At 60.9% G+C, this 12,549-nt stretch carries 10 protein-coding genes and 1 pseudogene; 5 read left to right on the forward strand and 6 right to left on the reverse strand.

What is annotated here, in order from left to right; translation table 11 throughout:
* Nucleotides 1-90: 90 nt before the first annotated feature.
* Nucleotides 91-492 carry a hypothetical protein gene (locus AC5P99_RS19030; protein WP_099604730.1) on the reverse strand — a complete coding sequence of 134 codons (402 nt, stop codon included), beginning with the start codon at nt 490-492 and terminating at the stop codon, nt 91-93.
* A 209-nt stretch (nt 493-701) separates the two neighbouring features.
* Between AC5P99_RS19030 and AC5P99_RS19035 the strand changes: the two genes are divergently transcribed.
* Nucleotides 702-1,523: a hypothetical protein gene (locus AC5P99_RS19035; protein ID WP_495213434.1), complete on the forward strand. Its 822-nt coding sequence runs from the start codon at nt 702-704 to the stop codon at nt 1,521-1,523.
* A gap of 93 nt (nt 1,524-1,616) precedes the next feature.
* Here the strand turns inward: AC5P99_RS19035 and AC5P99_RS19040 are convergent, their stop codons facing one another.
* Both AC5P99_RS19040 and AC5P99_RS19045 read right to left on the reverse strand, forming a co-directional pair.
* Nucleotides 1,617-2,414, reverse strand: coding sequence for a siderophore-interacting protein (locus AC5P99_RS19040; protein WP_495213435.1), 798 nt, complete (start codon nt 2,412-2,414; stop codon nt 1,617-1,619).
* 59 nt (nt 2,415-2,473) lie between these two features.
* The gene (locus AC5P99_RS19045) at nt 2,474-3,034 is read right to left on the reverse strand and encodes a PadR family transcriptional regulator (protein ID WP_005407841.1); all 561 of its coding nucleotides are present in this window, start codon (nt 3,032-3,034) and stop codon (nt 2,474-2,476) included.
* A gap of 568 nt (nt 3,035-3,602) precedes the next feature.
* Between AC5P99_RS19045 and aceE the strand changes: the two genes are divergently transcribed.
* The gene (aceE, locus tag AC5P99_RS19050) at nt 3,603-6,290 is read left to right on the forward strand and encodes a pyruvate dehydrogenase (acetyl-transferring), homodimeric type (protein ID WP_005407842.1); all 2,688 of its coding nucleotides are present in this window, start codon (nt 3,603-3,605) and stop codon (nt 6,288-6,290) included.
* Between the two features lie 87 nt (nt 6,291-6,377).
* On the forward strand, nt 6,378-8,810 hold the full coding sequence (locus AC5P99_RS19055) for a hypothetical protein (protein ID WP_495213436.1): 2,433 nt from the start codon (nt 6,378-6,380) through the stop codon (nt 8,808-8,810).
* A gap of 546 nt (nt 8,811-9,356) precedes the next feature.
* Here the strand turns inward: AC5P99_RS19055 and AC5P99_RS19060 are convergent.
* From AC5P99_RS19060 to AC5P99_RS19070, 3 genes are all read right to left on the reverse strand, one after another.
* Complete coding sequence (locus tag AC5P99_RS19060) at nt 9,357-10,262, reverse strand: HNH endonuclease (protein WP_495213437.1); 906 nt, start codon at nt 10,260-10,262, stop codon at nt 9,357-9,359.
* A 624-nt stretch (nt 10,263-10,886) separates the two neighbouring features.
* On the reverse strand, nt 10,887-11,255 hold the full coding sequence (locus tag AC5P99_RS19065) for a hypothetical protein (RefSeq protein WP_188248656.1): 369 nt from the start codon (nt 11,253-11,255) through the stop codon (nt 10,887-10,889).
* Nucleotides 11,256-11,740: 485 nt separating this feature from the next.
* A complete protein-coding gene (locus AC5P99_RS19070) occupies nt 11,741-11,956 on the reverse strand; it encodes a hypothetical protein (RefSeq protein WP_495213438.1) in 216 nt (71 codons plus the stop codon).
* A gap of 170 nt (nt 11,957-12,126) precedes the next feature.
* Here AC5P99_RS19070 and AC5P99_RS19075 point away from each other — a divergent pair.
* Together AC5P99_RS19075 and AC5P99_RS19080 are read left to right on the forward strand one after the other, a co-directional pair.
* Nucleotides 12,127-12,411 (forward strand): annotated as a pseudogene (locus tag AC5P99_RS19075) (imm11 family protein); the annotation flags it as partial.
* A gap of 61 nt (nt 12,412-12,472) precedes the next feature.
* A partial coding sequence (locus tag AC5P99_RS19080; protein ID WP_308307029.1) for a transposase occupies nt 12,473-12,549 on the forward strand: 77 nt, incomplete at its 3' end.

Genomic DNA, 12,549 nt, shown 5'->3' on the forward strand with positions numbered 1-12,549 from the left:
CGCGCCGGGAGCAGTCGACTAACAGTCGACTCTACCACTGCTCGGTTCCATCACACGCTGGTCGGTTCCATCACATCGTGGGCGGCGCGCTCAGCGCAACGCGCCCAACCATGCCACGCACGCTTCGCTCGGGCTCTGCTTGGCCTTCACTGCCAGCCCGCTCACGCGCACGAAGGTCTGCGCGGCCTGCGCCACCACCTGGCGTGCGATCAGCGCCGCCTGCTTGGTCGCGGCCTGCTGCTTGCGCAGCTGCACGATGTGCACCGACGGGCGGCCCACCGGCGCGTACTTCTGGTCGCGGCGCAGTACATCGGCCACCTGTGCCACTTCGAATTCGGCCTGCAGGTAACGGTGCTGTGCCGCCACCAGCTCGCGCAGCGGTACGCGCAGTGCAGCGGTGTCGGCAAAGGCGGCCAGGGCCGCATCGCAGGCGGCGTCATCGGCGAAGCGGGTACGCAGCGCATCCACGCTGGCCAGGGTCAGTTTGGCCATGTGGGCCTCGTTGCTGCAGGAAAGGAGCGCGATTGTCGCATTGCTTGGCGTGTTCCGGAGCGGCGGTCTTCCGTTTGGTAGAGTCGACTGTTAGTCGACTGCTCTTGGCGCGATGCCGGAAACCCCCGCGCTGCGCGCGATAATCGACTAACAGTCGACTCTACCTGGCTGGCATTTCAGGCGCAGCCGCACCCACGGAAGGAAGACCCATGCAGGACGCGCAGTACTGGTTGAACGAATTCTGGTCGGGCCTGAGCGTGCTCGATCTGGTGGGCGGCAGCGTGCTCGGCACGTTGCTTGGCCTGGTGCTGGGCATCGCCGCCTGGCGCGGGCTGCACCGCCGGGGTTGGTTGCAGCGGCGCAAGCGCTGGCATCACTGGCTGCTGGCCAGCTACGTGGTGGTGCTGCCGCTGGCCACCGCCTTCTTCGGCCTGCAGCTGGGCTTCACTGCTGGTGCGCATCGTGCGCTGTTCAAGCAGCTCGATCATTTCCAGCCGCACCTGCAGACCCTGGTGGAAGGCTGGAGCGAAGGCTTCACCGACTCGCTGGACGATCCGCGCATGCGTGAGGCATTGCGCAGCCAGGGCACGGTGGGTGACGTGGCCGATACCATCGCTTCGGCCTACCTCAGCGAACATCCCTTGCCCGGCCTGGATCGTCTTGGCAACGGCCCGTTGTCACGCGGCACCGGCTGGGTGATCGGCAAGGTGCGCGAAGGTCTGCTGCGCGGCAGGGTGGAAGACACGCTGGTGGACAAGGCCGGCACCGTGGGCCTGGAGCCCAAGGTGGTGCGTGAGGCGCTGACCATGCATGTGGATGAGCTGCTGCACACCCGTGGTGTGCTGCGGCTGGTGAAGGCGCAGATCAACGGCATGATGCCCGGCGTGTATTTCGGGTTGCTGTTGCCGCTGCTGGTCATCGCGCTGCTGGTGGCGCTGGAGATCTGGGCCGCGCAGCGGTTCGGGTGGGCGCAGCAGGTGGTAGTGCCGGCCGCTGGCCGGCAATTGCAGGTTCCTGCAGAAGGTTCATGAGGTTGCCGGCCAGCGGCCGGCACTACCTGTTGCAGGGCGTGCGGACCAACGGTCCGCACCTACCAGGCAGGGTCCGCACCCACCGTCTTTGGATCAATCGCCGTCGGTTTCGTCCGGGTGCGCCTTCCAGTAGCCGGTCGAGCGGATCCAGTCGCGCGGCACGCCCAGGTGGCCTTCGATGAACTTGCGCATCATCCGTGCGCGGCGCGATTCGGTGGCGATCCAGTAGAAGACATCGCCGTCCGGGGCCTCGAAGTCGGTCAGCATGTCTTCCAGCAGCGTGCTGCTGGCCGCCGGGAAGCCATTGCGCTCCAGCCAGTGGATGCGCACGTTCTCGTACTGCGGCAGGTCCTGGCGTTCGGCCTCATCGTTCACTTCGATGAAGGCCTGCACCTCGGCACCGTCCGGCAGCACGTCCAGCCAGCGGGCGATGGCCGGCAGCGCGGTTTCATCGCCGATCAGCACATAGGCATCAAAGCTGTCGGCCACCACGAACGAACCGCGCGGTCCGCCGATCACCAGCGTGTCGCCGGCCTTGGCCTGCTCGGCCCACGGCCCGGCAATGCCCTGGTCGTGCAGCACGAAGTCGATGGCCAGCTCGCCGGTTTCGTGGTCCCACCAGCGCGGGGTGTAGTCGCGGGCCGGCGAGGGCTCCTTGCCGGCCGGATAGCTGCGGCCTTCGGCGGTGACCACCGGCAGCACCATCTCGCCGCTGGCGTTGGGGAAGAACAGCTTGATGTGGTCGTCGGCGCCGGGCGAATCGAAACCGGCCAGCTCGGCGCCACCCAGCACGATGCGGCGCATGTGCGGGGTGACCTCTTCGGTGCGCAGCACGGTCAGTTCACGGAAGCGCACATCCAGGCGCAGGCGCGTGTTGTTGTGTTCGGTCATGGGGTTACCTGTAAAGGTGTCGCGCAGTGCTGCGCGGCGTAGGGGAGACCTGGCTGGAGTCAGTCTGGCTGGGTCGTTGAAATGGGTGGGCTCTCGCTACCGGCCGTACCGTTGAGCAGGGCAGACGCCCGCGTCAGCAGCGCTGCCACTTCTTCGGCTTCGCCCTCGGCCCAGCGGCCGTGGTGGTGCACCAGCGCCCGCTTGAACTCGCGCAGGGCACCGGCCAGCGGCGGCGGCAGCGAGGCCTTGGTGATCTCGCGGGCACGGTCGAAGGCACGCCGCTGCGCCAGGCGCACCTGGGTGCGCTGCACCTTCAGCTCGAACTCGCCGGCGGCGGTGATGCGGAAGATCCGCTTCCCATCCACTTCCTCGGCCTCGATCCAACCGGCCTGCTCGAAGCTGGCCAGCAGCGGGTACATGGTGCCGGCGCTGGGCGTGTAGGCCTGCATGAACTGGTTGCTGATCAGCTGCATCAGCTCGTAGCCATGGCGGGGTTGCTCGCCGATCAGGGCCAGCACCAGCAGGCGCAGGTCGCCGCGGCTGAGCACCCGCGGCTGGCCGTTGCGGCGCGGCACTTCCGAATGGGTGGAACGGGCTCTGGGAGAAGCGGTGCGGCTCATTTCGATATATCGGTAAACGAGTGTGCAAACGATATATCGATATATCGAAGCCGGCAATCACCGATCCGGCCACAAGCGGGTCAGTTTTGGGCCACGGCCAGCCCCGCGCACGGCAAAAGGGGCGCCCCTTGCGAGGCGCCCCGGGCAACACTGTGGAAGGGAGCGAGGCAGGGCCAGACGGCGGACCGAAGCGGGCGAGGCCAACACTCGAGGCCTACCCTGAGGGCAGGTTGGGGGCCAATCCAGAGGCAGGTGCGACACGTTGTCGCCGGTTCAGCGCCGGCACGCGCAGCCGATACCGGTGGGTGTGGCGCTGCCCTACAACCGTCATCGGCAGCGGTAACACTGCGTCCTGCACATGGGCGCAGCGGCCCGCAAGCGACAGCCCGCGCAGCCACCAAGGCCCGCCGCAGGGCCTTCAGCGGGCCCGGCAAGCCCCTTGCGGACACTGGCCGGTTGCATCCATACGCCTGCGTAGCCAAGTGACGAAAGCCCTTGGTGCGCTACACTTTGCGGTCTAGAAATCTATACAACAGTCGCGCGCGTGCGTGCGGTTATGGGAGCGCTAATGAACTGGTTGAACGAGGTGCTGAACAACGACCCGAATCCTGTGGAAACCCAGGAGTGGATCGAGTCGTTGAAGGCCGTTATTGATGTCGAGGGCTCCGAGCGCGCGCATCAGCTGCTGGAAGGCATGGTGGAACTGACCCGTCGTTCGGGCGCCTACCTGCCGTTCTCTCCCACCACCGAATACGTCAACACCATCGAACCGCAGTTCGAGGCCAAGAGCCCGGGCAACGCCGAGCTGGAATGGCGCATCCGTTCGATCATCCGCTGGAACGCGATGGCCACCGTGGTCCGGGCCAACCGCAAGCCGGGTGACCTGGGCGGCCACATCGCCTCGTTCGCCTCCGGCGCCACCCTGTACGACGTGGGCTTCAACCACTTCTGGCGCGCCCCGAGCGAAAACCACCCGGGCGACCTGCTGTTCATCCAGGGCCACAGCGCCCCGGGCATCTACGCGCGTTCCTTCCTGGAAGGCCGCATCAGCGAAGAGCAGCTGGACAAGTTCCGCATGGAAGTGGACGGCGGTGGCCTGTCCTCGTACCCGCACCCGTGGCTGATGCCGGACTACTGGCAGACCCCGACCGTGTCGATGGGCCTGGGCCCGCTGGCCGCCATCTACCAGGCGCAGTTCATGCGCTACCTGGAAAACCGTGGCCTGATCGAGAAGTCCGACCGCAAGGTGTGGTGCTTCATCGGCGACGGCGAGAGCGACGAGCCGGAAACCCTGGGCGCCATCGCCCTGGCCGGCCGTGAAGGCCTGGACAACCTGATCTTCGTGGTGAACTGCAACCTGCAGCGCCTGGACGGCCCGGTGCGCGGCAACGGCAAGATCATCCAGGAACTGGAAGGCGTGTTCCGTGGCGGCGGCTGGAACGTGATCAAGCTGCTGTGGGGCGGTTACTGGGATGCCCTGCTGGCCAAGGACACCAACGGCGTCCTGAAGAAGCTGATGATGGAAACCGTCGACGGCGAATACCAGAACTGCAAGGCTTTCGGCGGCGCGTATACCCGCGAGCATTTCTTCGGCAAGTACCCGGAAACCGCTGCGATGGTGGCCGGCCTGAGCGACGACGACATCTGGCGCCTGAACCGTGGTGGCCACGACCCACACAAGGTGTACGCCGCCTACCACCAGGCCGTGAACACCAAGGGCATGCCGACCGTCATCCTGGCCAAGACCGTGAAGGGTTACGGCATGGGCAGTGCTGGTGAGGCACTGAACCCGACCCACCAGACCAAGAAGCTGGACGACGAAGCGGTGCGCCACTTCCGCGACCGCTTCAACATTCCGGTGACCGACGCGCAGCTGGCCGACGGCCAGGTGCCGTTCTACCACCCGGGCCCGGATTCGCCGGAAGTGCAGTACCTGCAGGAGCGCCGTGCCGCGCTGGGCGGTTACCTGCCGCAGCGCCGCCGCAAGGCCGACAAGACCTTCGTGGCACCGAAGCTGGAGGCGTACGAGCGCCTGCTGAAGAGCAGCGGCGAGCGCAGCTACTCCACCACCATGGCGTTCGTGCAGAGCCTGAACATCACCCTGCGCGACAAGGAACTGGGCCCGCACATCGTGCCGATCGTGGCCGATGAAGCCCGTACCTTCGGCATGGAAGGCCTGTTCCGCCAGATCGGCATCTACGCGCCGTTCGGCCAGAAGTACAAGCCGGTCGACGCCGACCAGCTGATGTTCTACCGCGAAGACCAGAGCGGCCAGGTGCTGCAGCAGGGCATCAGCGAACCGGGTGCGATCAGCTCGTGGATGGCCGCCGGTACCAGCTACTCGGTCAGCAACGTGCCGATGTTGCCGTTCTACATCTACTACTCGATGTTCGGCTTCCAGCGCGTGGGCGACATCGCCTGGCAGGCCGCCGACATGCGTACCCGCGGCTTCCTGCTGGGTGGCACCGCCGGCCGCACCACGCTGAACGGTGAAGGCCTGCAGCACGAAGATGGCTTCAGCCATCTGGTGGCCGGTGGCATCCCGAACGTGCGCAGCTACGACCCGACCTTCGGCTTCGAAGTGACGGTGATCCTGCAGCACGGCACCAAGGCGATGATGGAAGATCAGATTGACGAGTACTACTACGTCACCCTGATGAACGAGAACTACACCCACCCGGAAATGCCGGAAGGCGCGGCCGAAGGCATCGTCAAGGGCATGTACCTGCTGACCGACGCCGGCAAGCCGAAGAAGGGCGAGCTGCGCGTGCAGCTGCTGGGTTCGGGCACCATCCTGCGCGAAGCCATTGCTGCTGCCGAGCTGCTGGACAAGGACTTCGGCGTGACCGCCGATATCTGGAGCTGCCCGAGCTTCAACGAACTGCGTCGCGATGGTTTCGACGTGGAACGTGCCAACCGCCTGCATCCGGAAGGTGAGCAGCGCAAGGCCTACGTGACCGAGCTGCTGGAAGGCCGCCAGGGCCCGGCGATTGCCGCCACCGACTATGTGCGTGCGTATGCGGATCAGATCCGTGCGTTCGTGCCGATGTCTTATACGGTGCTGGGTACCGATGGTTTCGGCCGTTCGGATACGCGTGCGAACCTGCGCCGGTTCTTTGAGGTGGATCGCTACTACATCGCGCATGCCGCGATTGCGGCGCTGGCGAAGGAAGGGAAGATGACCGCGAAGGACGTGGCCCGGGCGATCAAGCAGTACAAGATTGATCCGGAGAAGGCTAATCCTGTTGGGGTTTGATTATTCATTGTCCATGCTAGATTAAACGGGGCGCCCTTGGGCTGCCCCGTTTTTCTTTCTGCGTCTCTTAAGGATAAGGGGGAAGTGATGCAGCAATACTTCAATAGCCTTGTTAACGACATTCGCTCAACCAGTAACGATGTTGAGCTGCGCGTCAAAGTAATCGCTGCCACTAGGCTCCTTCTGCAGCAGGCAGTATTTGGTCTTGCCGAATGGGTTGGGCAGAAAGTCCCCGATCCTTCCGTTGCGCCCGCCAGGAGTGTCGTCGATTCGCTTTGGCAGCCTGCAGATGGTTCTCTTGTTGATGCGTTAGACAGTCTTCTCATTTGCGCAGAGCAGACGGGATGGTCGGGGGTATCAAGAATTCTGATCAAAGGCATCGGGACTCGCCCCGCTGAGCAAATTTGTGGAGAGCATCCTAAGAATTTCCTTGGACTTCTACGTGCTCTAATACAAATTCGGAACAATGGCGCCGAGGGGCACGGTTTGCTGGGGGATTATCGTCCAGAATGCGAGGTGGACGCGATCGCCTATCTGGTGGATTCCCTAGCGCCGGTGCTTCCCAGAGCTACAGCGGAGGGCTTGGTCGTCGGCAGTGCCCCTGATGAAGTCTTTCTGCATTTCCTCAAGGTTTGGGATGGGAGTCCGGCACTTATCCGGAAAATTCGCCGGATAGCGTCGGACAGGGTGAGAGTCTATTGCCAGCTTTACGGTGAAGGGGGACGTGCAGAATTCAACTACGATGCGTCCAACCCATTTGCTGGACTGGGGGTAAAAGAACTTCCTGCGCTCGTAAAATGGGAAAATGGCTGGTGCCCAGAAGTATTTATACCCGATCGAAAGACTGACTCTTTCGCAGGTAGGCAATCGCAAGTTGATGAGCTGATCGAATGGTACGAGGATGCTGATGCTCGGGCCTGCCTCGTTTACGGTGACGGGGGCTACGGCAAGACAACACTCGCGATCGAATTTATGCATCGTGTGTTGGAAGAGGATATTAAGGTTTCCTGGCATCCCAAGGTTGTTATCTTTTACACGGCAAAGAGAACACAGTGGGGCCTCGATGGCCTTGAGCCTATTAAGGCAGGGCAGCCTCACTTAATTGAGCTTCTTGCGAATATTCATGTTCTTCTTTTCGGAGCATTTCCCGCGAACGATTTCTATCGACTCGATCTGTCCTCGGCTGCGTTGCAGCTTCAGGGGAAGATCCAGGAGTTGAAGGGATTGAAGAGACAGGAGATCTGGCTCGTCATCGATAACACGGAAACTCTTATCTCCGACGAGGGCGAGGGCCGACTTGTAGGTAAGGAGATTAAAGAGATTGCCCGCAGGGTCGGTAGGGTGCTTTTAACCTCGCGGCGAATGGAGCATCTCGAAGCATCACCAATTGAGGTCCCCGTGTTCGAGATGCGAGAAGCGATCGACTTCGTTAGAGATCGCTCACGCCTCCTTCAGTGCAAGCTGGGATATGAGGCGTCTGATGAGGAGCTACAGAGGGAAATTGACAGGATCGAAAGAAGGCCGATTGTCCTGGAAGCCTTCGTAAGCGCTCTCTGCGATCCCGGTGTTAGAAAAATATCGCGCGCTACGGATCGTGTTTCAAAAATGCTCAGCAAGGATCTCGGTGAGTTCCTCTTTGCAGACGTGTGGGCAAAGTTCTCGTTAGATGAGAAGCGGGTGCTTCTCCTGATGGCAAGAGTGGGCGACGTACATCAGTCTTACTCTTTCAAGACATGCTGTGAGGAATTTGAAGTTTCAGTTTCGTCGATGGAGCGAGTCCTGCAGCAGTCGAGCGGGATTGCGTCATTTGTTACTGTTGCTAATGACATACAGGTAAGTTTTTCAAGAAACTTCGTTGCCTTCGCTAGTGGGCAAAAAGTTAGAATTGCGGATGGAACAGAGTCTCCGACTGCAGAGAACGTCTCGAGAGTTACTGCGCGCGTCTCGGCAATGGTTAAGAATTCTTCCAGATACCTGGCAGGAACTGCGGCGGACGCCGTACGAACCCCACTAGCCAAAGCTGCTGAGATTGCGCGGCGCGAAGGAAAGATAGACGAGAGCCAGAGGCTATTTGAGCAGGCCGTTGCCTCGGATAGTATGAATGGGCACTTGAGGTCGAAGTTTGCCTATTTCTTGTTTTCGGCGCGGCAGGATATGGATGCCGCGCTACATCAAGCAAAGGCCGCGGTGGATCTGTTGCCTGGAGATGCGGAAGCTTGGTTCCTCAGGGGAATGATTGAGGCGCGAAAAGGCGACGCGCGTGCTTGCGATCTGTCGCTTTCCAAGGCTGAAGAGCTCGGAATTCCTTGGTACAGGTGTTCTGTCCAGATGACCTGGGGCCTCTTGAAGGCTCGGCCAGCGCAGCTCCCCCTGGCTGCGAGGGAGCTCGCGCGCCTAGATGCGTATCTGAAGTCAAAATCTAGTGATCGCAGAGTAATGGGGGAAGTTGATCTTCTGAAGAGAAGGCTGAAGTCGCTATCCGAAAGGCGTACAAAAAATAAGTCAGGAAGCTTTGTGTGATAAGAAAAACACGAGCAAGTCAGCCTTGGGGCTTCTGTAGCTATCGAGGTTGATCGACCAATTTCTGGAAAGGGCGTATCCGGGTTCTGGCAGACTTGCCAGCCAGTCCCAAGTATTTTGGGTACGCAATGACAACGAAATATGCCATGGGGTGACGCTGGAGTGGGTGTATGAAAAGGGGGCAGTGTTTGATTGAACTACAAAGTCGATCCAGAAGGGTCTGCGCCAGCATTTCATCGAATAACTGCGCGATGAATGCCGTAATAGAAATTGCTCCCTACACCGCTCTATGTCCGTTCCAATATCGAAAGCTGGCGGCGCGATTGCAACGAAGATGGGTCATAAATCGCGCTTGGAGGGCTAACCATTCTCCGCCAAGTGCGCCGCGCAGTTGGTGGCAAAGAATGATAACTTCAGTAATGGCCTCCTACCCCGACCGCTAATCAGGGCGAGAGAGTTCGGTTCAACAGTTGATCTCATCTCATTACCGTGCCTGTCGACGCTTGCTTAAGAGGCGTAGTGGCCGAGCAATGCTCCTGTGAACTCTTAAGCTATAGGGATTAAAGTGCCTCGCCGTCTGTCAAAAATAACGTCTCGATGAAATTCTAAGAAGCCAAGTTGCTTCGCGGAGAAGACTCCACATCGAAGTGAAGCATCCAACTTCAGACCAAGCCGAACTTGAACGTCAGACGGTAGGCCGCTCGAAATCAGCAGGCGACCGGCCGACGAGAAGCTAATCCAGCCCCGATCAAACAACAGGTCCGCATGGGGGGCCAGCAGAAGGCCATTCTCCCCATCAACCCGCTCGCTATGAGTGCTATCTGCCCATGGCTTGATGTGGCTCGCACGGAGGAATCTAAGGTCCTCAATGCCGGTCAGGCGGCAACCTTTCTCAATCCCAATCAGGCGCTCACGGAACAGGCGCTGCTTCGTCCGTACCTCGGTTTCGCGTCTTGCGCTGGTTGCGCCGACGTCATCGATTGCGGCATCGATCTCAGCCTGGTCCTTCTCACTTGCCGAGAGGCCCAGCGAGGCTTCCAGCGATTTCAAGCGGAACACGATCGCAGATCTAGGCTGCCCTTTTCCATCTGGCGTGTCAGGTCGAACGTAGGAGGACTGACAGATGAACCTACCAAGGTACCGGTAGGGCCGCCCCTTGCCCATCATCTGAAACACTACGAGTGTCTTGCCATCCTTGACGTGCTCGCCAATCGCTCGGTTACCCGCCACATACTTCATGTCCCCGACTTGACCCTCGCCGAAGTAATGAAAGACTTCGTCGTCGTCCCAGAAATCATGGTAGCCATGAGACACGCCGGCCTCGCCAGTGAACGCGATGACTAGCGGATGCTCCTTCGGTGTCGAAATGCCGCCTTGCTGTTGCCCGCCAAATACACCGTGGATCTGCTTTTGACGGTTGTAGAGCGCGCCCACCTCGAATGGGAGTTCCATCCTAGATCCCTGTCCCAGAAGCTAAGTGCCCAGGATTCTAGCCAGAACCAGGTTCCTTGTGTCATTGGTTGGCGCGTTTGGCTGCCTGGACAGGATGCAGGTGGGGGGCTACTGGGACGCAGACCTAGCGCAGCTGTTCTCAGGTGTGCTCAGGTTCCTCCTGCGCATCTCTGGTGAGCCCCATCCATCTTTCCAGCGCTCTAGCTCTATTGCATCGCTTGCGCCCGTAGACATAGTGACTATCAGAAGACTCGGCCCAGAGTTGTCCACGAACAGAACGGCATCGCCGCGTACGCTGATATCAAAGAAGCGTCTACTGGAATCATGCTTTCCGATGATGACGCCTTGGCAAGCCAATGCTTCGGCGAAGCTCTCGGCTTCGGCCTGAAACAGGGCAAACTCCGAGTCAGTGAGTCTTGGGTAGTTCTCAAGACTCATTGTGGTGGCAGGCGCGTACGTCCCTCCAATGATCAATCCCGATAGCGCTGCCGTCGTCAGGGCAAGCAAAGTCCGGCTCGGCATAGTGAGGCCAGTGTTGGAGGCTAAAGGCTCAGACAGCGGAGAATGCTTCGGACCGTGCATACGATTCGCGCATTGCATTCGATGTGCGCAGCGAGGCGCGCTCTACTCCCGCACATGCAACCGCTCAGCAACCTGCGCAGTCAACGCCACACACGCCATCTTCAATCCTTCCATCACCCGATCCCCCAGGTACTCCTCGGGCGCACCGTTCTGTCGAGTGCGCTCCGCAGCCAGCATCAGCTCCGCCACCACACGCAGACCCGCCAGCGCGCAATCCGCGTCCGCCAACTGAAGACGCCGCCCGGGCAGTTGATGCCGCTCCGGCCAAGGCTGGCCGTCCGCAGCCGCACCAGTTCCGATGCGGTGCAGCGTGGCGACGAAGGCGTTGGGATCGACGGACGGTTCGCGCTCGGGTTCGGCGTTGTCCGGGTCGTACTGCGCGTGCAGGGAACGGAAGTCCGATGTGTTCATGGCAATGCTCCGTACAGGACAGATAGCAGCGCCACCGATAAAGGTGGCGGACGGTGCGGGCTCGAAAACCGGTATGTACCAGACCGGCGGATCCGAAGATCCCCACGCACCGCCCGCCATGGAAACGCGAACGGATTGCCAGCCGGCGCCACACAAACGGTGGCGCCGGCTGGCAAGCGCATACATCTGGTACATAGACGGGTTTTCGAGTCCCGCGCCACCCTTCTCCGGTGGCACGCCAAGGTGTACTCGCATGGTTGCGAGATGCCAAGAAACCTTAGGTCGCAGAGGCCGCAAATGCTGACGCTTACGGCATTGTTGCATGGCGCGCGCGTGGCAGAACCCTTGCGGTGCGGCGGTTTGGGTCGTTGTTAAGCTACCGCCCGAACGCGCTCCAAAAAGCACGGTTTGCAGCCGTGTAGGATCCCAAAAGCGACACCTAGCCCGCTGGGCTGATACGCGCAGCGTGCCGATTGCGACACAGCTTAACTTTGCAGCGCCACGCCCGGCCGTGGCCACAGCGCATCGTCGCGCTCCAGGTCGTAGTCGCTGCCGAACGCCAGTGCCGCTTCGCGTGGCGGAAGGTCTGCGTAGCAGCCCAGCAGGTACTCATCCATGCCGGCATCGCGATGGTTGATGGCGAACAGGTAGAGGAGCTCCTTGTCGAAGGCTTCCAGCCATGTGGGGTCGATCTTGGTCATGTCATCCTCCAGAGGGGAAAGGGAGGATGGCTGGAGCGCGTCTCAAGACGTGGGACGCATGCTTGACCAGGTTCCGAATCTCGCAGTGATCTGATTGCACGAGGTGGAAGGTCGGGGTAGAACGGGGCAGACTCGCTACGGCGCATCATAGCTAAAGAAGGCGAAAGAGCATGGAAGCATCGAAGTCGAACCAGCCTGTTCCTGGCAAGTACTTCCTCCTGATGCCTGACACCACGCGTGGGGGAAAGGGGCACGGCGTTGTGTTCGAGAACGCGAAGCGGCTGCGCATCCCGCCTCGCCTGATCCTGCGACCAGAAGAAGGGGGATTTCCCCCCATGGCGGAGAAGCCGCTGCTGGTCTACTCGGCAAAGAAGGGGAGCCTCCCAGAGGATCTGGAGGGGGGCATGAGCGGCTACTGGATGGTATCCGAACGATTACGCGGTGCTCTTGTGTCGGGTTCACCCCCGTTTTCACGGACACTTACGAGAAGGCCGATCAAGGCCATGAGGAGTGTTCATGTCGAAGCGAAGGAAGTTCAGCACCGAGTTCAAGCGCGGTGCGGTTGAGCAGGCCAGCCAGCCGGGCGTCAGCTG

The organism is Stenotrophomonas sp. YJH_SMC_80, assembly GCF_059372495.1.

What these genes read in the sequence shown, in the direction of transcription:
- AC5P99_RS19030 (WP_099604730.1), bottom strand. Translation starts at nt 492, where the DNA reads ATGGCCAAACTGACCCTGGCCAGCGTGGATGCGCTGCGTACCCGCTTC.
- AC5P99_RS19035 (WP_495213434.1), top strand. Translation starts at nt 702, where the DNA reads ATGCAGGACGCGCAGTACTGGTTGAACGAATTCTGGTCGGGCCTGAGC.
- AC5P99_RS19040 (WP_495213435.1), bottom strand. Translation starts at nt 2,414, where the DNA reads ATGACCGAACACAACAACACGCGCCTGCGCCTGGATGTGCGCTTCCGT.
- AC5P99_RS19045 (WP_005407841.1), bottom strand. Translation starts at nt 3,034, where the DNA reads ATGAGCCGCACCGCTTCTCCCAGAGCCCGTTCCACCCATTCGGAAGTG.
- aceE (WP_005407842.1), top strand. Translation starts at nt 3,603, where the DNA reads ATGAACTGGTTGAACGAGGTGCTGAACAACGACCCGAATCCTGTGGAA.
- AC5P99_RS19055 (WP_495213436.1), top strand. Translation starts at nt 6,378, where the DNA reads ATGCAGCAATACTTCAATAGCCTTGTTAACGACATTCGCTCAACCAGT.
- AC5P99_RS19060 (WP_495213437.1), bottom strand. Translation starts at nt 10,262, where the DNA reads ATGGAACTCCCATTCGAGGTGGGCGCGCTCTACAACCGTCAAAAGCAG.
- AC5P99_RS19065 (WP_188248656.1), bottom strand. Translation starts at nt 11,255, where the DNA reads ATGAACACATCGGACTTCCGTTCCCTGCACGCGCAGTACGACCCGGAC.
- AC5P99_RS19070 (WP_495213438.1), bottom strand. Translation starts at nt 11,956, where the DNA reads ATGACCAAGATCGACCCCACATGGCTGGAAGCCTTCGACAAGGAGCTC.